The organism is Streptomyces sp. SM10, assembly GCF_002910915.1.
Classification (GTDB): Bacteria; Actinomycetota; Actinomycetes; order Streptomycetales; family Streptomycetaceae; genus Streptomyces.
Genome location: NZ_NEUF01000068.1, coordinates 151,372 through 172,923 on the forward strand (window position 1 = coordinate 151,372; position 21,552 = coordinate 172,923).

General features: G+C 70.7%; 20 protein-coding genes. 7 read left to right on the forward strand and 13 right to left on the reverse strand.

What is annotated here, in order from left to right:
* Nucleotides 1-145 precede the first annotated feature (145 nt).
* A complete protein-coding gene (locus B9S57_RS09630; protein WP_103515104.1) occupies nucleotides 146-946 on the reverse strand; it encodes a VanZ family protein in 801 nt (266 codons plus the stop codon).
* 58 nt (nucleotides 947-1,004) lie between these two features.
* On the opposite strand from B9S57_RS09630, the gene B9S57_RS09635 reads away from it, so the two are divergent.
* Entirely contained in the window at nucleotides 1,005-1,505 is a 501-nt protein-coding gene (locus B9S57_RS09635) for a tetratricopeptide repeat protein (RefSeq protein ID WP_103515105.1), read from the forward strand.
* A gap of 281 nt (nucleotides 1,506-1,786) precedes the next feature.
* On the opposite strand, the gene rpmG is transcribed toward B9S57_RS09635, so the two are convergent.
* Entirely contained in the window at nucleotides 1,787-1,951 is a 165-nt protein-coding gene (gene rpmG / locus B9S57_RS09640; RefSeq protein WP_103515106.1) for a 50S ribosomal protein L33, read from the reverse strand.
* Between the two features lie 522 nt (nucleotides 1,952-2,473).
* Here rpmG and B9S57_RS09645 point away from each other — a divergent pair.
* Nucleotides 2,474-3,910, forward strand: coding sequence for a PP2C family protein-serine/threonine phosphatase (locus B9S57_RS09645; protein ID WP_103515107.1), 1,437 nt, complete (start codon nucleotides 2,474-2,476; stop codon nucleotides 3,908-3,910).
* Nucleotides 3,911-4,051: 141 nt separating this feature from the next.
* On the opposite strand, the gene B9S57_RS09650 is transcribed toward B9S57_RS09645, so the two are convergent.
* Nucleotides 4,052-5,548 (reverse strand): hypothetical protein, encoded by a 1,497-nt coding sequence (locus B9S57_RS09650; protein WP_103515108.1) that lies wholly within the window; start codon nucleotides 5,546-5,548, stop codon nucleotides 4,052-4,054.
* Nucleotides 5,549-5,779: 231 nt separating this feature from the next.
* On the opposite strand from B9S57_RS09650, the gene B9S57_RS09655 reads away from it, so the two are divergent.
* Nucleotides 5,780-6,916, forward strand: coding sequence for an aminoglycoside phosphotransferase family protein (locus tag B9S57_RS09655; protein WP_103515109.1), 1,137 nt, complete (start codon nucleotides 5,780-5,782; stop codon nucleotides 6,914-6,916).
* Nucleotides 6,917-7,016: 100 nt separating this feature from the next.
* On the opposite strand, the gene B9S57_RS09660 is transcribed toward B9S57_RS09655, so the two are convergent.
* Nucleotides 7,017-8,348, reverse strand: a complete 1,332-nt coding sequence (locus tag B9S57_RS09660; protein WP_103515110.1) for an N-acetylmuramoyl-L-alanine amidase — start codon at nucleotides 8,346-8,348, stop codon at nucleotides 7,017-7,019.
* Between the two features lie 240 nt (nucleotides 8,349-8,588).
* Between B9S57_RS09660 and B9S57_RS09665 the strand changes: the two genes are divergently transcribed.
* Nucleotides 8,589-10,853 carry a Geosmin synthase gene (locus tag B9S57_RS09665; protein ID WP_103515111.1) on the forward strand — a complete coding sequence of 755 codons (2,265 nt, stop codon included), beginning with the start codon at nucleotides 8,589-8,591 and terminating at the stop codon, nucleotides 10,851-10,853.
* On the opposite strand, the gene B9S57_RS09670 is transcribed toward B9S57_RS09665, so the two are convergent.
* Both B9S57_RS09670 and B9S57_RS09675 read right to left on the reverse strand, forming a co-directional pair.
* A complete protein-coding gene (locus tag B9S57_RS09670; protein WP_103515112.1) occupies nucleotides 10,792-11,292 on the reverse strand; it encodes a hypothetical protein in 501 nt (166 codons plus the stop codon). The two genes, B9S57_RS09665 and B9S57_RS09670, sit on opposite strands and share 62 nt — an antisense overlap.
* Nucleotides 11,293-11,338: 46 nt before the next feature.
* Nucleotides 11,339-11,740 carry an ACT domain-containing protein gene (locus B9S57_RS09675; protein ID WP_103515113.1) on the reverse strand — a complete coding sequence of 134 codons (402 nt, stop codon included), beginning with the start codon at nucleotides 11,738-11,740 and terminating at the stop codon, nucleotides 11,339-11,341.
* Between the two features lie 305 nt (nucleotides 11,741-12,045).
* On the opposite strand from B9S57_RS09675, the gene B9S57_RS09680 reads away from it, so the two are divergent.
* Both B9S57_RS09680 and B9S57_RS09685 read left to right on the forward strand, forming a co-directional pair.
* Entirely contained in the window at nucleotides 12,046-13,176 is a 1,131-nt protein-coding gene (locus B9S57_RS09680; protein WP_258036334.1) for a nitrous oxide reductase family maturation protein NosD, read from the forward strand.
* Between the two features lie 34 nt (nucleotides 13,177-13,210).
* The gene (locus tag B9S57_RS09685) at nucleotides 13,211-14,296 is read left to right on the forward strand and encodes a methyltransferase (RefSeq protein WP_103515115.1); all 1,086 of its coding nucleotides are present in this window, start codon (nucleotides 13,211-13,213) and stop codon (nucleotides 14,294-14,296) included.
* Nucleotides 14,297-14,370: 74 nt separating this feature from the next.
* On the opposite strand, the gene B9S57_RS09690 is transcribed toward B9S57_RS09685, so the two are convergent.
* The 7 genes from B9S57_RS09690 to B9S57_RS09720 form a co-directional block, all read right to left on the reverse strand.
* A complete protein-coding gene (locus B9S57_RS09690; protein ID WP_103515116.1) occupies nucleotides 14,371-14,703 on the reverse strand; it encodes a TcmI family type II polyketide cyclase in 333 nt (110 codons plus the stop codon).
* 19 nt (nucleotides 14,704-14,722) lie between these two features.
* Nucleotides 14,723-15,202: an SRPBCC family protein gene (locus tag B9S57_RS09695; protein ID WP_103515117.1), complete on the reverse strand. Its 480-nt coding sequence runs from the start codon at nucleotides 15,200-15,202 to the stop codon at nucleotides 14,723-14,725.
* Between the two features lies 1 nt (nucleotide 15,203).
* Entirely contained in the window at nucleotides 15,204-15,461 is a 258-nt protein-coding gene (locus tag B9S57_RS09700) for an acyl carrier protein (RefSeq protein WP_103515118.1), read from the reverse strand.
* A 16-nt stretch (nucleotides 15,462-15,477) separates the two neighbouring features.
* A complete protein-coding gene (locus tag B9S57_RS09705; protein WP_103515119.1) occupies nucleotides 15,478-16,737 on the reverse strand; it encodes a ketosynthase chain-length factor in 1,260 nt (419 codons plus the stop codon).
* Complete coding sequence (locus B9S57_RS09710) at nucleotides 16,734-18,002, reverse strand: beta-ketoacyl synthase (RefSeq protein WP_103515120.1); 1,269 nt, start codon at nucleotides 18,000-18,002, stop codon at nucleotides 16,734-16,736. Before B9S57_RS09710 ends, B9S57_RS09705 begins: the two co-directional genes overlap by 4 nt.
* Entirely contained in the window at nucleotides 17,999-18,442 is a 444-nt protein-coding gene (locus tag B9S57_RS09715) for a cupin domain-containing protein (protein ID WP_103515121.1), read from the reverse strand. Before B9S57_RS09715 ends, B9S57_RS09710 begins: the two co-directional genes overlap by 4 nt.
* Before the next feature lie 71 nt (nucleotides 18,443-18,513).
* Complete coding sequence (locus tag B9S57_RS09720) at nucleotides 18,514-19,632, reverse strand: TcmI family type II polyketide cyclase (protein ID WP_103515122.1); 1,119 nt, start codon at nucleotides 19,630-19,632, stop codon at nucleotides 18,514-18,516.
* Nucleotides 19,633-19,906: 274 nt separating this feature from the next.
* Here B9S57_RS09720 and B9S57_RS09725 point away from each other — a divergent pair, with 274 nt between their 5' ends.
* Nucleotides 19,907-21,541 (forward strand): FAD-dependent monooxygenase, encoded by a 1,635-nt coding sequence (locus tag B9S57_RS09725; RefSeq protein ID WP_103515123.1) that lies wholly within the window; start codon nucleotides 19,907-19,909, stop codon nucleotides 21,539-21,541.
* The last annotated feature ends 11 nt before the right edge of the window (nucleotides 21,542-21,552 follow it).

The window sequence follows — 21,552 nt, forward strand, 5'->3', positions numbered from 1 at the left end:
GCCGGATCCGGGAGCCGGGCCCGGCGCGTGCCGCCGCAGGCGACGGACGACGACGCCTCGAACGCACGCGCCGGGCCCCGCGAGAGAACCTGACGATCCACTACCGCGCGCCACGTCGGCGGGCTCCGGGCGCTCCCCCGCCCGGCTACTCCCGGCGGGTGCGCCACCTGTCGACCAGAGCGCGTCCGCGAGCCACCGGCGCGGACGCGCTCCGGCGTGCGGCCGGCTCGTCGGAACTCCGGCCCAGCCGCGCCCTCACCCCGGTCTTCGACGGGGCGGCGGGCTTGGCCTTCGTACCGGACCGCGCCTTGGTGCCGGGCTTGGCCTGCGCCCCGGACGTGGCCTTCGCCCCTGCTCCGGACTTCTCTCCCGCGGCCGGCTTCGCCTTCCTCCTGGAGGCCGGCTCGGCCGTGTCCGAGGTCCGGGGCGCGGTCCTCGCCCCCTTCGCCGGCGCCGGATCGTCGGAGAGGGCATGGTAGCGACGGCTGACGCGCCGGCCGATCACGAGGTAACCCAGCAGCGCGCCGGACGTGTTGAGGATGACGTCATCGATGTCGAACGCCCGCCCCGCCACGAGCGCGCCCTGCGTGAGCTCGACGACCGCGATGACCAGTACGGTCAGCACGGTCATCCGGAGCATCCGGAGCCGGCGCGGCACCAGGATCGGCAGCAGGACACCGAACGGTGCGCCGAGCAGGAGATTTCCCCCCGCCTGTTTGCACGCGGCGAGGAAGGTGTAGTCCTCGGCGTACTGCCGCAGGGACCTCCCCGGCTTCAGATTGGACGTGACGATGTCCTCCGACGCGGGCGACGGCGTGAGCGTCACCTTCGCCAGGACCACCGAGAACGCCACCAGCGCCAGGAACGCCGCGGCCAACGCTGCCGCGCGCAGCAGAAGACGTCCTGTACCTCTGCGTCGTGCACTACCATTCGCCTCTGCTGTCATGGCGGAACGGATGCCCCCAACCCCGCCGGCCACACCCTGGGGGTGCGAGCATGTGCGCATGAGCGCACAGAAGAAGGACGAACTGCTGGCGGAGGCCGTGCGGCTGCGGGAACAGGGCCACCCGGAGCAGGCCAGGGAACGTCTCCTCTCCCTCACCGCCGCGTTCCCCGACGCGGCCGACGTCGCCTATCAGACCGCGTGGGTCCATGATGTGCTCGGCTTGGAGGCCGAGGCCGTGCCGTACTACGAGCGCTGCCTCCAGGGGGACGGGCTCAGCGGCGTGGACCGCCACGGGGCGCTCCTGGGGCTCGGCAGTACCTACCGCGTCCTGGGCAGGTTCGGTCAGGCCGTCGAGACGCTCCGACGGGGCGTCTCCGAGTTTCCTGACGACGGAGCTCTGCGGACCTTCCTGTCCATGGCCCTGTTCAACACGGGCGAGCATCACGAGGCCATGCAGCTTCTGCTGCGGCTGGTGGCGACCACGAGCGACAGTCCGGGGGTGCAGGCGTACCGGCCCGCCATCGAGCACTACGCGGCGGATCTCACGCAGACCGTGTGAGCGCAGACCATGGGGCGCGGCCGCGACCGGCGGCACCCACGGGCGTCGCGCCGTACCCACCCCGGAAAAGGGGGAGCCCCGGCCGGATCGGGGGAATCCAGCCGGGGCGGCTTGTGTGCGGGGGTGAAGGCGGACCACGTCCGGCCGGTCACTCCCACGTATAGGTGAACGATAAACCACCATCCACCGTTCCCGTGAACCCACCCCCCGCCATGTGATCCACACCACGACTACGCAGGCCGCGAGCTCGTTCGGTGGCGGGACGGCGATGACGTGGACGGTCAGCGGGCCTCACGGAACACGACGTGGCGCCCTGCGGCCGGGTCGAACTTGCGCAGCTCCAGCCGGTCGGGGTCGTTGCGCCGGCTCTTCCTCGTCACATAGGTGTGGCCGGTTCCGGCCGTCGACCGGAGCAGGACGACGGGCCTTGTCTCACTGCGCGCCATTGAGGCCTCCAGGGGGATGACGACCCCGACCCTGGATGGGAATGGGTGTCGTTTTCCTTTATGACTCACACAACGGGGGGAGGTGCGTCGGCATTCCCGCCGACGGGCACCCCCGGAGCGCGGCACCCCCGCCCCTCGCCCACACCCCTTCCGAACGAGCACTCGACACACACCCGGACCAGCGCCGAACACGCGGTCGACCTGGTCGCGCAACCGGTCGCGAAGGTCACCGATCCGCGGCCTCGCGCGACTCCGCATATGCCCTGCTCCCGGCCGGTGCGAGCCGTGCGGGACCGCACGCGCGGGCGTACGCCGGACTGCTCACGCCGGGTGACTTGCGTCAACTCCCCGCCAGGGGCAAGGGTGTTCGGCGGACCCACACCCCACCCCGCCGATGGCATATGCCGGAAGCAAGAACGTGTCGAGTGTTGCCAAACCCCTTACGGGGCCCCCCAGCCTGTGCCACAGTCGTGGTCGGTCCACCCCCACGAACCGGCCGTACCGCCTGTATCGGAGTACCAGATGCCGTCCCATCTGTTTGCGGACCGCCCCGCCCCACAACCTCCCGAGCGGGACGCCGTCGACGCGCTGATCAACCGGACGCGGCTCCTGCGCGGCGACGTGGACGCGGTGCGGCGCGACACCTCGGTGACCACCGACGACGACGATCCCCGGCTGCGGTGGCAGCGGGCGCTCTGCGAGCTCGCCGTCCACCAGCTCGACGACCTGGGCGAACATCTGGGGCAGCTGCGGGACGGGATCCCCGACTCGGCGGCCGCCGAGCCCACGGGAGAGGCTGGCTCACGGACGCCGTACGAGCCGCCGACGGGTTCGCTCCTCAGCCGCGTGGGCAGCGCCGAGTGGAATCTGCTCACCGACGAGGTCAGCTGGTCCGACGAGCTGTACCAGATCTTCGGCAGGGAACCGGGGACGGGAGCGCTGTCACTCGACGAGCTGCCGTCCGTCCTCCTCGCGGAGGACCAGCCCGTCCTGACGTCCATGGTCACCGACTGCCTGGTGGACGGCCGGCCGATAGACGGCGAATTCCGGATCCTGCTGCCCGACGGCGCCATGCGGACGCTGCACATGACGGGCGAGCCCGTTCTCGACTCCGAAGGCTGCACCGCCTCCATGTGGGCTGTCCTGCGCGATGTCAGCCGGCTGCGGCGCGGTCAGCACGTCGTGGGCCGGACACAGGACACGCTGCGGCGCCAGGAGCACATGGCCCGCGCCGAACACCGGATCGCGGTGGAACTCCAGGAGGCCGTTCTGCCGCCGTGGCGCGGATCTCTGCCGATACCCGGCCGGGGGGCGAGCGGCCTGGACGTCGCCGCTCACTACCTGCCGTCGGGTTCGAGCGAGCTGATCGGCGGCGACTGGTACGACGCGCTGCCACTCCCCGACGGCAAGACCCTGCTCACCGTCGGTGACCTCACCGGCCACGGGATCCCCGCGACCTCGGCCATGGCCATGCTGCTCGGCGCGTTGCGAGGCATGGCCATGGCGGGAGTGGAGCCGGGCCAGGTGATGGGCCATCTGAACCAGCTGATCGAATGCTCGCCGCAGCCTGCGTTGGGAAGCGCCGTATGCTGCCGCTTCGATCCGGCGACCGGCACACTCGTCTGGGCACAGGCAGGCCACCCCGCGCCGCTGCTGTTCCGCAACGGCGTAGGGCGTCCTCTGCCCGCGCCGGACGGAGTGCTGCTCGGTGCGGCATCCGGAGTGACCTACGAGCAGGACCACGTGGAGCTGCGGCCCGGCGACGTGCTCGTCCTGCACACCGACGGACTGACTCGGCAGAGCGACCGCGCCACCGGCCCGGACGCCCTGCTGGAGCTGGCGCCCCGCTTCGCGCAGGCCGACACGGCACAGGACTGCGCACGGATCGTGGTCGAGGAGCTCGGTGCGGCTGAACGGCTCGACGACGCATGCGTCCTGGTTGCCCGCGTCGAAGCCTGAGGGAGTGACCCGCCGTCCCGAAGCACCATGGTGGCGGCCCTTCAGGGAGTTCCGGAACGTCGAGCCCCTGATCGCCCACCGGCACAGCCGACCCGCCCACCGGGGACCGCCGTCGTCCCGCGCTCGGCCGGGGGACCCGGATCAGATCCGGGACTCCTTGGCCTTCTTGTTCGAGGCGCTCGGCGGCAGGGCGAGCTCGATCTCCTCACGCAGGTCCTCGATCTTGGCGTACCCGGCGAACTGGCCGGTGAGCCGGTACATCTCCCGCAGCCGGTCCCATGTGCGGTGCGATGAGGTCTCCCCCATCGACACCAGGGCGAGACGTGCGTACCGGTCGGCCTGCTCCGGGTCGTCGGCGATGAAGCACGCCGACGCCAGCGAGATGTAGTCGAAGATCTTGGATCGCTGGCGGCCGTTTATCCGCAGATCGAGAGCCTGCTTCGCGTGGCGCTGAGCGGTCGAGGCCGCGGCCGGGTCGTGCTCGGCAAGCGTACGAAAGGCCAGGGCCTGCATCCCGTGCATGTCCGCCTCGTCGAACATCTGCATCCAGCTCGGCGGCGGCACATCGCCCTTGTCCGACACGAAGAGCTCCTCGGCCTCGCCGAGTGTGCGCCGCATGGCCTGCCCACGGCCCATGGACGCCTGCGCCCAGGCCTCGATGGTGTGCAGCATCGCCCGGGTACGCGGCAGGGTCTCCTCACCCGAACCGGACTTGGCGAGCTTCATCAGGTCCAGCGCGTCGTCCGGCCGGCCGAGGTGGACCATCTGCCGGGCGGCCCGGGAGAGCGCCTCGCCCGCACGTGGCCGGTCGCCGCCCTCACGCGCCGCGTGCGCCGCGATCACGAAGTACTTCTGGGCTGTGGGTTCGAGGCCGACGTCGTGGGACATCCAGCCGGCGAGGACCGCAAGGTTGGCGGCGACGCCCCAGAGACGTCGCTGAAGGTGCTCGGGGTGGTGGTAGGCGAGCATGCCGCCCACTTCGTTGAGCTGCCCCACGACGGCCTTGCGCTGGAGTCCGCCGCCTCTCGAGGCGTCCCAGGCCCGGAACACCTCGACCGAGCGCTCGAGCGCCTCGATCTCCTCGGAACCGATGGGGGCGGCCTCGTAGAGGTCGAAGCCGGCGTTGTCGGCGTACATGGGGTCGTTGAGGCGTGGAGCCCGGGCCGCCGGAGCGGGCTCCGAGTGAAGCCAGTCGTACATGGCGCCGGTGAGAGCTGAGCCGGCGGCGAGCACCGCGCCCGCACCCACCAAGCCGCGTCGGTTGAGCATGAGGTCCATTCCCGTGAATTCGGTGAGGACCGCTGCCGTCCGTTCGGGCGCCCACGGCAATCCGTCGGGATTCTCTTCCGTCCCGGCATTTCGCCGCTTCCCCACACGCCCGCGCCGGCCGAACCCGAGGTCCTCGATGGTCACGACACGGCCGAGCCGCTCGGTGAACAGAGCTGCCAGCACTTCGGGCACGGGATCGCGGGGGGACTCCCCCATGTCGATCCAACGCCTCACCCGCGAGGTGTCGGTGGCCAGTTGGAGGTGGCCCATGGCCGCCGCCTGTCTGTTCACCATTCTCGCGAGTTCCCCCTTGGACCAGCCGGCGAGGCCGAACAGGTCGGAAAGGCGGGTGTTGGGTTCTCCGGTCACGTCAAGCCCCCAGGTTCTCGGCTGACTTGACCCTAGCCCCCTGGCGGATGCCCGGCGAATATTCGCCAGGGTTCGCCAGGGGTCGCTAGATGTTGTGCCACCCGCGCTCCGGTGTCAGGTAGGAATGCGCCACCCCGCCCGGCAGCCCTAGGTACTCCCCAGGGTGCCGAACGGCCGCCGGCCGGGGCGGCGCACGCAACTTGTCGGCGCACGAAGGGATCTGTCTCGCCCATGTACACAGCATCGTCCTCCGTGTCCGCCCCGCCCCGACCGCTCCGTCCCGCGGGGACGGGCGGCGGGCCGTACCTCGACCCCCGCGCCGCGTCTCCGGCGTCCGCCGCGGGTCGGACCCGGCGGGCGGCGGGGCCGGGCTCCCAACCGCTCAGCGGAAGACTGGACCTCTCGGGCGCCCAGGGCGCGCAGCTGCGGATGGCCATCGCCTCCGTGCACCGCATCTGCCCGGAGTTCAACCCGGTTCAGGTGCTGCGCCGCAGCGGCCGCTCGGTGCTCATCGTGGGCACCACCGGCCGCGCGACCGCGGTCGCCAAGTGTTTACTCGACCACTCCCCCGCCTGGACGGAGCGGTTCCGGCACGAAATAGCTGCATACCGCGCCTTCGTCAGGCACCGCCCACCGGTCCGGGTCCCGAGGCTCATCGCAGCCGACCCGGAGAACTGCACCCTGGTGATCGAGCGGATGCCCGGCCGGGTCGCGGCGCTGACGAGGCATCCGGCGGAGGCACCGCCCCGCGCGGACCTGCGGGCCGTCCTCGGAGCGGTCAGCCGGGTCAACGCCTGGAGGCCGCCGGCCGGTCTCTTCGACGCGCCGCTGGACTACGCCGCGCGCATCGCCCGTTACCACGAGTTGGGCCTGTTCACCGATCGCGACCTGGGTGACCTGCAGAAGCTGCTGCACGGTCTGGCCCATGCGGGCGGCCGGCAGGGCATGGGGCAGTTCTGCCACGGAGACGCCCTCCTCTCCAACATCCTGCTGCCGCCGACCGGTCCTGTGCTGGTCGACTGGGAGCACGCCGGCTGGTATCTGCCGGGGTACGACCTCGCGACGCTGTGGGCCGTGCTCGGTGACGCGCCGGCGTCACGGCGCCAGATCAGCCAGCTGGCGCAGGCGGCGGGAGCCGCGGCCCGGGACGCCTTCCTGGTCAACCTCATGATCGTGCTGACCCGGGAGATCCGTACGTACGAGACGGCTGTGCAGCGCGCCATGCGTGAGGGCGCGCCCGCCGGAGGCGGCCAGGCACGGCAGGGCGTCCTCTCCTCCAGCGAGGAACAGCGTCTGCTGCTGCGCAGGTTGCACGACGACTGCGCGATGGCCCGGCGGGCCGTCCGTGCCGCAGTGGGCACACGCTGACCACGCCGGGGCCGCCCGCCTGAAGGACGGGGGAAGCGCGCTGCGGGACCCATGCCGACACATGGGTCCCGCAGCGCTCGTCGACGGTCTCAGCCCCGGCTCATGAACCGGCTCGCACCACATCGACGTCGGACGCCTTCACGAAGCCGATCCGGTGGCCGATCTGGACCGTCACGTACTTCTGGCCTCCACGGAAGTACGTGTGGTCGTACGGCTTCGACGCGTCGATCGTCGGCGCGTAGTAGTAGCCGGTGGGTGCCTCGCCACCGCCAGGAAAGGCCTGCCCGGCCTTGATGGTGTAGACGAGTGGGCTGCCCACGGTCGGTTTGACGAAGTCCGTGGGGTACTCCCCCTTCTCCGGGTAGGCCACGCCGTACACCGGCACCTCGGCCTTGCCGGCCTTCGGCCGCACGACCCGGCCGGACGTGGGGCTGATGACCCGGGTGCCCTCGGGGGTCCGGAACCACGCCTTCTCCCCGTACCACCAGATCGCCGTCCAGCCGGGTGCCTTGCCGGCGACGACGGCCTGCTGGCTGGCGCTGATCTTGCTGCCCCAGTCCGCCGCACAGTTCGTCCCGGGCGAGCCGTCCGGATGCAGGCCCGGGTCGGAGAAGAGCGGTGAGTCCTCGGACGGTCCGGTGTGCAGGGGGACCGCGCTGCTGCCCTGCCGGGGCAGGTCGACGCTCTTCTCGCAGTCGCGGAACTCCTGCTGGTTCTTGGTGAAGTCCGCACTGACGGTGACCAGTTCGCTGCTCCTGGGGGCGCTCGGCACGGTAGGCCTGCCGAGCAGCGCCATGAAGCGGTTCCAGTCCCAGTAGGGGCCCGGGTCCCAGTGCATGTTCTGCGTGCCGGCCGCACTGGTGGGCGGCACACCGTCGTGGCCGAGGATGTGCTGCCGGTCGAGAGGGATGTCGTACTTGGCCGCCAGGTGCCGTACCAGCCGCGCGGTCGAGCGGTACATCTCGGGGGTGTACCACTTGGCGCCCTCGGCCGCGACGCCCTCCTGTTCGATGCCGATGGAGTGGGTGTTGAGGTACCAGTTGCCCGCCTGCCAGGCGACGTCCTTGTTCTTCACCATCTGTGTGACGTGGCCGTCCGCGGAGCGCACCACGTAGTGGGCGGAGGTCTGGTTGGCCGGGTTCTGGAAGATCTTCAGGGTGGTGTCGTAGTCGACCTCGGTGTCGTGCAGGACGATGAACTTGACGGCGTTGCTGTCGGGCCGGTCCGCCGTGTCGTAGTTTCCGTAGGTGTCCTTGTCCGCCGGGTCGCCGGTCTGCTGGTAGGCCGCGGGAACCCAGTCGCAGGAAAGACCGCGCGGGCAATCCGGTCGTACGGTGTCCGCGCCGGCGGCCGCCGGGGAGAGAAGCGCCACGCTCAGCGCCCCCGCCGTGGTCAGTGCGAGCGCGAGTCTGGTCCTCTTCTTCGACGTCATGACAACCCTTCTTGGGCCGGGGTGGCAGAGCTGTGCCCGGGGGCGCCTCCCCGCATTGATCGGTCGGCGCACACTCTGTGGCGGGAGGTGTCGGTGAGTCAAGAGTGCAGTGTGCAGGTAGACCTGAGCTTGTGTGACTATTCCGCGCTGTGCGTGCCCCGGATGGCCGAAGGGTAGTGCTGCCGCCGACAGGACCGGTCCGCGTGGACCGGGTGGAGTTCTCGGAAAGGCCCGACGCACATGGCACAGCCCTTCTCACTGCCGGACTTCTACGTGCCGTACCCGGCGCGTCTCAACCCTCATCTGGAGGCGGCCCGGAGCCACACCAGGGAATGGGCGCGCGGGATGGGGATGCTGGAGGGCTCCGGTGTCTGGGAGGCGGAGGACCTCGAGTCCCACGACTACGCCCTGCTCTGCGCGTACACCCACCCCGACTGCTCGGCCGAGGCGTTGTCCCTGGTCACCGACTGGTATGTGTGGGTCTTCTTCTTCGACGACCATTTCCTGGAGCTGTTCAAACGCACTCCGGACCGTGAAGGCGGGAAGCGGTATCTGGACCGGCTGCCCGCGTTCATGCCGATGGACCGGGGCGCGGTGATTCCGGAGCCGACGAATCCGGTGGAGGCGGGGCTGGCCGACCTCTGGGCCAGGACCGTGCCGTCCATGTCCGACGGCTGGCGGGCCCGGTTCGCCGAGGCGACCGAGAATCTGCTCAACGAGTCCCTGTGGGAGCTCGCGAACATCAACGAGGGGCGTATCGCCAACCCCGTCGAGTACATCGAGATGCGCCGCAAGGTGGGCGGAGCGCCGTGGTCGGCGGGCCTGGTGGAGTACGCGGCGAACGCGGAGGTACCCGACGCGGTGGCGGATGCGAGGGCGCTGCGGGTGCTGCGGGACGCCTTCTCCGACGGCGTGCATCTGCGCAACGACCTCTTCTCGTACCAGCGCGAGGTCGAGGAGGAGGGCGAGAACAGCAACGGTGTGCTGGTCCTGGAGAGGTTCCTGCGCTGCTCGACGCAGGAGGCCGCCGAAGCCGTCAACGACCTGCTGACCTCCCGCCTCCAGCAGTTCGAGAACACCGCCCTCACCGAACTCGGTCCGCTGTGCATGGAGAGGGGACTGACCCCGGACGGGACCGCCGCCGTCCTGGCGTACGTGAAGGGGCTCCAGGACTGGCAGTCCGGCGGCCACGAGTGGCACATGCGCTCCAGCCGGTACATGAACGGCGGCGGCGCGGGCGAGAGCGTGCCCGGCTTCGGCATGGCCGCCGCCTCGATCCGGCTCACCCCCCGTGCCGCGGCGTTCCGGCAGCGCAGCCACGCCCATGTTCCGTACCGGCGCGTCGGCCCTTCGCTGCTGCCGGACTTCGACATGCCGTTCAGCACGACGCTGAGCCCGCATCTGGACGGTGCGCGCGTACGGATCGTGGACTGGTCCCGCAGGATGGGGCTGCTGGAGGCGCAGCCGGGTGTGCCGGGCTCGCACATCTGGGACGAGGAGCGGCTCCTCGCCACCGATCTGCCGCTCTGCGCGGCGGGGCTGGACCCCGACGCCACCGCGGACGAGCTCGATCTCTCCTCGGGGTGGCTCACCTGGGGCACGTACGGTGACGACTGGTTCCCGGTGGTGCACGGCCGGACGCGTGATCTGGCCGGGGCGCGGCTGGCCAACGAGCGGCTGTCGCTGTTCATGCCGCTGGACGGATCGTCCGTGCCCGAGCCCGTCAACGCGCTGGAGCGGGGGCTGGCCGACCTCTGGCGCCGGACGGCTGGTCCGATGGACGAGGGTGCGCGCCGCACGTTCCGGGACGCGGTGGAGTCGATGACGGCGAGCTGGCTGTGGGAGCTGGCGAACCAGGCGCAGAACCGGATTCCCGACCCGGTGGACTACATGGAGATGCGGCGGGCCACGTTCGGTTCGGACCTGACGATGAGCCTGTGCCGGCTGGGTCACGGCAGGAAGGTGCCTGAGGCCGTCTACCGCAGCGGCCCGATGCGTTCCCTGGAGAACGCCGCAGCGGACTACGCCTGCCTGCTGAACGACCTGTTCTCGTACCAGAAGGAGATCGAGTACGAGGGCGAGGTCCACAACGGAGTCCTGGTCGTGCAGAACTTCTTCGGGGTGGACTATCCGACGGGGGTGGCGATCGTGGACGACCTGATGAACTCCCGGATGCGCCAGTTCCAGCATGTCGCCGAGAGGGAGCTGCCGGTTCTGTACGACGACTTCGAGCTGGACGCGGAGGCGAGGGAGGTCCTCGCCGGATACGTGCTCGAGCTCCAGCACTGGCTGGCGGGGATCCTGATCTGGCACCGGGACTGCCGGCGCTACCGCGAGCAGGACCTGCGGCGGGGCAACGCGACCCCGTGGCACCTCGGCGGCCCCACGGGGTTCGGTACGTCGGCGGCGCGGATCACGCGGCTGCTGACGGCGCAGGGACGTTTCAGCCCTGCTGGAACAGCTCCGCGGGAAGTGGCTTCAGCAGGGCGTACAGGTCATCCGTGATCGGCCGGTCCCAGCTGGCGATGGTGACGAGCACGCCGTCGCTCCGGTCGAACTGGACGCAGGAGATCCGGCTCTCGGAGAGCTTGACGCGGCGCACGATCAGCAGGCTGTCCCCCTGCATGACGGGCACGTCCTCCGAGCCGGTCACCTCGACCGGCTCGTCGTTCTCGAGCGCGAGGAGCAGCTGGGCGACCTCGAAGGGGACCTGGCCGTCCTCGGTCTCGCGGGCCGGTGAGCCCTCCGGCAGATTGCCGATGATCATCGCGGGGCCGCGTCCGCCGAACAGGTCGTAGCGCAGGAAGACACCCTGGCAGCTCCCGTCGGGAGCGGGCAGGAGACCGGCGCCGAGGTTGCCGGGCCAGTCCCCCGGGTCCATGGCCAGGACGTCGAAGTCCGGGCCCGCGGGTGTGGCGGCGCTACGGCGGCGGAGGAAGGACATGGGGCCATGTTACGTGTCCCGGCTCACGTTGCGGAGCCGGGCACTCCTACCCGGACTCGGCGGCCAGCGCATCGAGGACCCGCACCGCGTCGGCCGCGCGCCCGTACGGCACGAACAGGTGGTCGTGGTGGAATCCGGCGACGACGTTGCAGCTGATCCCCGCGTCGGTGAGGGCCAGGGAGACCGCGGCGGTCAGTCCGACGGCGTCCAGTGCGGAGTGGACGCGGAGCGTGATCCACCCGGCCGTGAAGTGGTACGCGAGCCCTGCCTCCACGGCATGCGCCTCGGGGACGACGAGCGTCAGCCCCTCCTGCTCGGTGACGGTGACCACCGGGGTGATCCCGCTGGGCACCTCACCGCCGGGCAGGGTCGTGTAGACGTAGCGGCCGGGCTGCAGCTCCGGTCGCATGCTCCGCAGCAGTGTTCGAAGATCCCGCTCACCTGTCATGGGGGTCACGCTACGGCGGCCGGCATCCGCCCGCACAGCTGGTCGCCGCGGACGGGATCCCGGCGGTCACGACGGCGCGCGCCCCGGTACGCGCAGGCATGCGGTGAGCCGCCGCACGGGCTCACCGTACCTCGGCGGACCGTCCGTCCCGGTCGTCCGGGAGTCCGGGGCCGCGACTCGTGCGGCGGGCCGCCCGAACGCGCTGGGTGACGGGCGCCGTGGCCGAGTAAGCCATTCAGGCACGCCTTGTATCCATACGCTCACCTTGCGTGGCACCGGCGGATGATCGCCCATAGCTTCGGCTCATGAGAACAAGACACATGAAATGCCTGGCGGGCATCGCCGTCGTCACGGCCACCACGCTCGGTCTCGCGGCCGTCCCCACCGCGGCGTCCGGACACCGTGATCACACCGTGCACCCGGGCCAATCGATCCAGGCCGCTGTGAACGCCGCGCACCCGGGCGACACGATCGTCGTCATGCCCGGGACGTACCGCGAGAGCGTCCTGATCACGAAGCCCGGCCTGACCATGCGCGGAACCGGCGAGCGCACGGTGATCAAGCCGGCTGCGGCCAAGCCCGCCAAGTCCACCAAGCCCGCCAAGGGCGCCGAGGCCGCCAAGGGCCCGAGGGCGGCCAACGCCTGCGCGGCCGGCGGGAACGGCATCTGCGTGATCGGGACCAAGGGCCACACCGTCGACGACGTCAGGATCCGTGCGCTGACCGTCTCCGGCTTCAGCAAGAACGGCATCTGGGCGTCCTGGACCGACGGTCTCTCCGTCCGCAGGGTGACCGCCACGAAGAACGGCACGTGGGGCATCGCCCAGGAGCGCTCGACCCGGGGCGACTTCCGGCGCAACACCGCCACCTCCAACGGCGACGCGGGGATCTTCGTCGCCAACTCGGTCAGCGAGGAGGGCGGGGCCACGGACACCGGCGGCACGCTCGTCGTGGAGAACTCGGTGTCGGGGAACCGCATCGGGGTGACCGCCCGCCGGGTCAGGAACCTCGTGATCGACGGCAACACGCTCACCGGCAACTGCAGCGGGGTGTTCGTGGTGGGCGACGAGTCCAAGCCCGCGGCCGGCGCGATGACGATCAGCGGCAACCGGATCCTGAAGAACAACAAGTTCTGTCCGGCGACCCCGCGCCTCTCCGCGATCCAGGGGTCCGGCATCGTCCTCACCGGCAGCGAGAGCACGATCGTGCGTTCCAACGTCATCCGGGGCAACGTCGGCTCCACCCCGCTCTCCGGCGGCATTGTGCTGTTCAAGAGCTTCGTGGGCGCGCTGAACACCGACAACACCGTCAGCGACAACCTCGTGCGCGGCAACAAGCCGGCCGACCTCGCCAACCGCGACACCGCGGGCAAGGGCAACACCTTCCAGAGCAACACGTGCGGGACGTCCGTCCCGGCCGGCATGTGTGCCGGATGACGGCGCACCGCCGCACAAGGAGAAACGAGACGGTATGACCACCGTGAGTCCCACCCCCGAGACCACTCCCGCCGCCACCTCCCTCGCCGCACCGCACGTGTCCGTCGGGCAGACCCCGCCGCCGTCCATGCGGCTGCGGGAGCTCGCGTTCGGAGCGGCCTGCGCCGCGGCCGTGCGCGCGGCGGCCAGGATGGGCGTCGCGGACGCGCTGGGCGAGACGCCGGCGTCGGCCGCCGAGCTCGCCCTCGTCGTGGACGCCGAGCCCGTCCCCCTGCAGCGGCTCCTGCGGGCGCTGTGCTGCTACGGGATCTTCAGCGAGACGCCGGACGGGAAGTTCGTCCACTCCGAGATGTCCCGGCTGCTGCGGGAGGACGACCCGAACAGCCTTCGCTACATCGCCCTGTGGTGCACGGAGCCCTGGACCTGGGAGGTCTGGCCGCACCTCGACGACGCGGTGCGCTCCGGCTCGAGCGTCTTCCCCGAGACGTTCGGCAAGGGCTTCTTCGAATACCTCCACCAGGACGCGGGCGAGTCCGCGCAGGTGTTCAACCGGGCTATGACCACCTCCAGCGTGCAGTCCGCGCAGGACGTCGCCGACCTGCTGGACCTCACCGGGGTGACCACGGTCGTCGACATCGGCGGCGGTCAGGGACACGTCCTCGCGAGCCTGCTGGAGAAGCACCCGTCGGTCCACGGCACCCTTCTGGACCTGCCGGGTGTCGTGGCACGTGCGGACGCACGGCTGCGCGACGGCGGCCGGCTCGCGGACCGCGTGCGGATCGTGCCCGGGGACTGCCGTGAGGACATCCCGGTCGAGGCGGATCTGTACATCATCAAGAACATCCTCGAGTGGGACGACGAGAGCACCCGCAGGACGCTTCGCAACGTGGTGTCCGCGGCCCGTTCCGGTGCTCGTGTGGTGATCATCGAGAACCTCGTGGACGACAGCCCTTCGATGAGGTTCACGACCGCCATGGACCTGCTGCTCCTGCTCAACGTGGGGGGCGCGAAGCACACCAGGGAGAGCCTGGTGGGGCGCATGTCCGACGCGGGCCTGCAGGTGGGCGAGATCCACCCGGTCAACGCGTACCTGCACGCGTTCGAGTGCGTCGTGCCGTAACCCGGCGCGAGGGCGCACGGAAATCGCCCCGGGTCCGGCACTCAGGTGCCGGACCCGGGGCGATCGACTGTGTGTCAGGCGGAGCCGTCGCGCTGCCAGCGGTAGAACTGCTGGGCCATCGCGTCCTTCGGACCGCGCCAGGTCTGCGGGTCGTAGGGGCTCACGAAGGCGGTCAGCCGGTCGCTGATGGCCTTGAACTCCGGGTGTTCCGTCACCTTGGCGATCTCCGGGCCCGGGGGACGGTCGGACTCGATCAGGTGCAGGTACACGTCGCCGAACTGGAACAGGGTGCGCCTGTTCACGCCGACGAGGTGGGGCAGGTCGGTGTCGTCGGAGGCCGCGAACAGCTCCGCGATGTCCGGAGCGGACTCGGGTGCCATTCGGGCGACGATCAGTGCGTGGTGCATCTGGCTGCCTTTCGGGACCTCAGTTGGCGGTGACCGAGGCGGTGCGGCGTTCCCGGTCACGCTGCTCGATCTTGTCGCGGATGAGTTCGAGCTGGACGCGCGAGTTGCGGTTGATGTTGTCGGTCATCCACGCGTCGTCGACCGGGGCGTCGGGGCGCATCGCGAAGTCCTGGCGCCAGTGCATGCGCGTGCCGCCGGGGACCTCCGAGTACTCCCACCGGATGTCCATGTGCTGGAACGGACCGGGCTCGACCCGCCGGGCGCGTACGTTGCGCCCCTGGCGGTCCGTGGTGCGCTCGGAGACCCAGCTCCAGACCTTGCCGTTGTCGTCGGGGTGCATCGTGAGGCGGAAGGTCGTCTTCTGCCCCTCGCGCTCCATGACCTCGACGGCCGCGTACTCGCTGAAGAGCTGCGGCCAGTTCTCGAGGTCGTTCGTCATGTCCCAGACGAGGTCCAGGGGTGCGGCGATCGTGATCTCGTTCTCGGTGTGTCCGGACACGTCAGACTCCTGTCACTGGGGTGTTGTTCACGAGGTCGAGGAACTCGCCGGGCGTCCTGCACCGGTCGGCGTCGGCCGGCAGCGGACGGCCGTACCGGTTCTCCAGCGCGGCGACGATGCCGAGCAGGCCGAGCGAGTCCAGGCCGTACTCGTCGAAGGCCGAGCCGGGGCGGCCTGCCATCTCCGACGGGTCGACCGTGAGGCCGGCGCCGCTCTTCATGAGCGCGGCCAGCTCTTCGTACGTCAGTTGAGCGTCCATGAGTAACTGCTCCTTCTCACACGGAGGGGTCGGTGGGGTACCGCAGCACCAGCGCCGCGTTCGATCCCATGAGTCCTCGGCTCAGCACGAGCGCCGTCCGCATCTCCGCGGGGCGTGCGCGTCCGGTGACCACGTCCAGGTCGTGGCACACCTCGAAGACGTTGGGCGTGGGCGGGATCAGGCCGTGTTCCATGGCGAGCACCGCGGCGGAGGTGTCGAGGACGGGTGCGCCGCAGTAGGCGCGGCCGGTCCCCGTCTTGGGCGCGGTCACCGGGACCCGCCGGCCGTGCGGGCCCAGGGCATCGGCGATGGCCAGGGCCTCGGCACGGTCCGCCGCGGGCACGCCCAGCGCGTCCGCGAAGACGACGTCGATCTCCTCCGGGGCGCAGTCCGCCTCGCGGAGCGCCCCTTCGATCGCCCGGGCCAGTCCCGCGCGGGACTCCTCCCACCGGGCCGCGCCGGTGAAGGTGGCCGCGTGGCCGGCCAGTTCGGCCCGGACCCTGGCCCCGCGTTCGCGGGCCGCCGTCTCCTCCTCGACCACCAGCATGGCTCCGCCCTCGGCCGGCACGAAGCCGCAGGCGTCCGCGGTGAACGGCCGGTAGGCGCGCGTGGGTTCGTCGCAGAGGCTGAGGTCGTCGTAGCCGAGCTGGCAGACGACCGAGTACGGCGCGAGGGGTGCCTCGGCCGCGCCGACGACGACGGCGTCCGTGCCCCGCCGGATGGAGCGTGCGGCGTGCATGAGCGCGTCGAGACCGCCGGCCTCGTCACTGGCCACCACGGCGCAGGGCCCCTTGAAGCCGCCCCGGATCGAGATCTGGCCGGTGCTGGCCGCGTAGAACCAGGCGATGGACTGGTACGGACCGACGAAGCGGGAGCCTTCTCCCCACAGCCGTTGCAGCTCGCGCTGGCCGAACTCGCCGCCGCCGGATCCGGCGGCGGTGACGACGCCCACCTTGAACGGCGCGCCTTCGTAGTCCGCGCGTCCGAGCCGTGCGTCCTCCAGGGCGAGGTCGGCGGCGGCCATGGCGTAGTGCGTGAAGCGGTCGGTCTGGACGAGGAAACGCTCCTCGATGTAGGCGACCGGGTCGAAGTCCCTGACCTCGCCGGCGACCCGCAGCGGGAGGTTCTCACAGCCCTCGCGGGACACGAGGTCGAGGACGCTGACGCCTTCCTGGGTCTGCTTCCAGAAGGCGCCGGCCCCCGTCCCGTTGGGGGCGACGACACCGATCCCCGTGATGACGGAGCGGCGGTGTTCCGGAGTTGCCGGGGTGTTCATGGGGTCCTCCCGCCTGATCGGGTCATGGCGACGGCGGACTGGAATCCGCCGAAGCCGCTGCCGACCGAGAGCACGCTGCGCAGCTTCAGGGGCCGTGCGGTGCGGGGTACGTAGTCGAGATCGCACTCGGGGTCGGCGGTCTCGTAGTTGGCCGTCGGCGGCACCGTCTGGTGCTTGAGTGCCAGGACGCACGCGGCGATCTCGATCGCTCCGATGGCGCCGAGGGAGTGGCCGACCATCGACTTGATCGAGCTCATCGGCACCTTGTAGGCGTGCGCGCCCAGGGCCTTCTTCACCGCCGCCGTCTCGTGCCGGTCGTTCTGCTTGGTGCCCGAGCCGTGCGCGTTGACGTAGTCGACCTGCGAGCCGTCGAGCCGGGCGTGGGCGAGGGCGGTGTTGATGGCCTCGGCCATCTCCAGCCCCTCGGTGGTCAGCCCGGTCATGTGGTACGCGTTGCCGAAGGTGGCATACCCCGATATCTCGCAGTAGACGGTCGCCCCGCGGGCCCGGGCGTGCTCGAGGTCCTCCAGCACGAGGACGGCTCCGCCCTCACCCATCACGAAGCCGTCCCGGCGGGCGTCGAACGGCCTGGAGGCGTGCTCCGGGTCGTCGTTGTTCGCCGAGGTGGCCTTGATCGCGTCGAAGCAGGCCACGGTGATGGGGGTGATCGGTGTGTCGGACGCCCCGGCGATGCAGACGTCGACCCTGCCCTCCTCGACGGAGTGGAAGGCGTACCCGATCGCGTCGAGGCCGGACGTGCAGCCGGTCGAGACGGTCTGCACCGGTCCGTGCGCACCGACCTCCTCCGCGACCGCGGAGGCGAGGGTGCTCGGTGCGAAGGCCCGCTCGAGGTGGGCTCCCGCCGGCCGGTGGTCGACGTCCCAGCGCGATCCGCTGCCGCTGACGGCGACGTAGTCGTGCTCGAGGCGGGTGGTGCCGCCGACCGCGGTCCCGAGGGAGACCCCGATGCGCCAGGGGTCCTCCTTCTCGAGGTCGAGGCCGGCGTCGCCCAGCGCCTCCCGGGCTGCCACCAGCGCGAACTGGATGTACCGGTCCGAGCGTGCGATCAGTTCCGTGTCCAGGCCGTGGGCGACGGGGTCGAAGTCGCACTCGGCGGCGATACGCGAACGGAACTGGGCCGGATCGAACAGCGTGATGCCGCGTGTCGCGGTCCGGCCGTTGGCGAGCAGGTCCCAGAACGCCGGGGCTCCGATGCCACCGGGGGCGACGACGCCGACCCCGGTGACGGCAACACGCCGGGTCATGAGGCGGCCCCCGTTCGTTCTGGCGGCGCGTAGCCGTCACTGGGGTCCGCGGCTTCCGTGACCTCGGTGTCCACGTGGCCGAGTTCGGGGCGCGGGGCGAGCGGGCCGAGGTGGAAGACCATGCGCGCTTCCACGTCACCCACGTTGCGGAAGCGGTGGCGGACGTGCGGCGGGATCAGCAGGCCCTGGTCGGGTCGCATCGGGTGCGACTCGCCGTCGAGGTCCACTTCGAGGAGCCCCTCCACCACGTACACGAACTCCTCGGAGTACGGGTGGTAGTGCTCGCCGATGCGGTCACCGGGGGCGACGATGGCCAGGCCCATGAAACCGCTGGTGGCGCCCACCGCTGTGGGGGTGAGCAGGGCGCGCAGGTCGCCTCCGCGCCTGCGGTTGGGCTGAGTCTCGCTGAGGTCCACGATGCGAGGCCGGTGGGTGGTCATGGCTGTTCTCCTCCAGGCACGTTGTGCGGTGTGACGGCAGCACGGGGGTGACCGTGCTGCCGGTGACACGGTCAGGAATCGGTGGCCCGACGGTCGGTGATCAGATCCATCTCGGCCTGCTCCAGGAAGCGCGCGGCCTCTTCGTCGGTCGTCGGCAGGCCGTTCGCACCGCCGTCGAGCAGCCGGCCGAGCATGGCTGCCTTGCGGTGGTCGCCGATGCCGAGGGCGTGCGCGGGCTGTGCGCCGAGCGGGCCGCTCACCTCCAGGAGCCGCACCACGATGTCGTCGCGCTGGAATATCGTGCTGCTCTCGACGGGGCTCGACGCGTCGTTCGCCACTTCCTCGTCCTGGCCGGCGAGCAGCCGTGCCAGTGCCATGCCGCAGCCTTCCTTGGCCTGGTAGAAGAGCGCGTGCCGCTGGACGTCGCCGGCGGCGTGACGCCCTGCCGTCACGTGGTGGACGGTCGGGAGTGCCGCCCGGGTGAAGAACATCCGGGCGGAGTCGGGATCGCTGAGGTCGCGGTCCTGCTCCAGGTAGGGGTTGATGGCCTCCTCGACGGCCCTGACCTCGGGCTGGCGGGAGACGTGGCGCAGAGCCGCCATGAGGTCGCCCTCGACCTCGACCGCCCGCACGACACGGTTGCCGTGCATGAAGAGCGAGGTTCGGCGCAGCCGGGTGTTCTCGTCCACGCGGGCCTGGGGGGAGTCGTAGTCGGCGAGGATCTTCGCGACCATCTCCTCCGTGCCCGGCTTCACCGTGAAGGTGAGCGCGTGGCGCACGACGCCGTCGCCCAGCCGCGGGGCGGACTGGAGGCGGCTCTTGACGGGCTCGGGTGATTTCTCGAACGCGACCCCGGTCTCCCGCAGGACGCTGAAGCGGAGGGAGCGCGTGTCACGGACGCAGCTGTGCAGCGGCTGCACCGTCGCGACGTGCTCCTCGCTGTTCACCCACGCGAGGAAGGGCGGGGCGCTCTCCCACTCGCTGGTGATGAGCCACTGCGAGGGGTTCTCGATGGACTGGCACAGCTGGTCGCTGATGTGTCCGGGGATCGAGGCCACCTGGTTGCGCATGTGCTCGTACGCCTCGAGGAACTGGTTCTGGGCGCCGTCGTGCAGGTCCAGCAGCAGTATGACCCGGAGCCTCGAACCGTCGAAGGCGGACTGAGATATCCGTTCCGAGAGGGTTGTCATCTTTCGCTCTCCTTCGAGACGGTGCGGCGGCCACGTCCCGTGGCCCCTCGTCATCCGTCGGTTTCGGTTGGAAGCGGCGCAGGTCCCTGCCCGCCGGCACGTGGCATCCACCCCCGCATAGCGAGCATCGCTCCCGCGACTGATCGTGGAACGCTGGTACGGGCGGCGCGATATTTATGAACCGTTCAGGTGAGGCGCCGCCCGAAGCCCGGCCGAAGACCTCCCGCGAGGGCATGGACACTGCATCCGTCATGCGTCCGAGCTGGAGCAACTGATGAACGAGAACGTCGACCTACGCGTACCGGTCCTCATCGTGGGCGGCTCCCTTGTGGGCCTGTCCGCATCCCTCTTCCTGAGCCGGCTCGGCGTGCGCCACCTGCTGGTGGAGAAGCACAGCAGCACCTCGACGCACCCTCGGGGGCGCGGCAACAACGTCCGCACGATGGAGGTGTTCCGTGCCGCGGGCGCGGAGCACCTGATCCGCGATGCGGCGTCCGTGCTCGCGGAGAACCACGGCATCCTCCAGGCCGGATCGCTCACCGGCGACGACCAGGAGTGGCTGTTCAAGGAGATCGACCCGGGTGGCGGGCTCGCCCGGTTCAGCCCGAGCGGCTGGTGCCTGTGCAGCCAGAACGACCTGGAGCCCGTACTCGTCGGACACGCCCGCGCGCAGGGCAGCGAGCTGCGGTTCTCCACCGAGCTGGTCAGCTTCGAGCAGGACGCGGACGGTGTCACCGCCGTGGTGAAGGACCGGGAGACCGGGCAGCACACCACGGTGCGCGCGGACTATCTCGTCGCGGCTGACGGGCCCCGCAGTCCGGTCCGTGAGCAGCTGGGAATCGGCCAGACGGGTCCGGGTGACCTCTTCCACAACGTGAGCATCACCTTCCGCTCCCGCCGGCTCGCGTCCGTGGTGGGCGACCGGCGCTTCATCGTCTGCTATCTGACCGCCCCGGAGGCGGACGGGGCGCTGCTGCCCGTGGACAACGAGGAGCAGTGGGTGTTCCACGCGCCGTGGCAGCCCGACCGGGGCGAGACGCTGGAGGACTTCACCGACGAACGGTGCGCGGAGCACATCCGCAGGGCGGTCGGAGCGCCGGACCTGGACGTGGAGATCACGGGCAAGGCTCCGTGGCACGCCGCGGAGCGGGTCGCCGAGCGGTACGGCGCCGGCCGGGTCTTCCTGGCCGGCGACTCGGCCCACGAGATGTCGCCCACCGGGGCGTTCGGCTCCAACACCGGCATCCAGGACGCCCACAACCTCGCGTGGAAGCTGGCCGCCGTGATCGACGAGGTGGCGGGGCCGGGACTGCTCAGGACTTACGAGGCGGAGCGGCTGCCGGTGGCGCAGGCCACGAGCGCGCGTGCGTCGGCCCGTTCGAGCGAGCACAGCCACCCGGGATACGCCGGCTCGCCCGGACCCGGCGGCGGTCGCAAGGGCGGGATGCTCGCGGTCGCGCTCGGCTACCGCTATGTGCGGGGCGCCGTCCTGGACGTCGATCCCGGTCTCCCGGTGGTGCCGGAGGGCGTGGGCCTGACGGGCGACCCGGGTACCCGCGCGCCGCACATGTGGCTCGGCCGGGACGGCGGTCGTGTGTCGACGCTGGATCTGTACGAGAAGTCGTTCGTGCTGCTGAGCGACGCCCGGTATCCGGACTGGCGCACGGCGGCGGAGCAGGTGGCGAAGCGTCTGTCGGTCCCCTTGGACGCCTACGGGGTCGGCTCCGCCCCGGGTGCCGATCTGGAGCCCGAGAACGGGGCCGACTGGGCCGCAGCGCACGGCACGTCCGCCGAGGGCGCGGTGCTGGTGCGCCCCGACGGATTCGTGGCCTGGCGTTCCGAGGGCGCGGCGGCGGACCCGGAGGCGACGCTGTACGAGGTCATGCTGACTCTGCTCCACCGCGGCTGACGCGGCGGGAC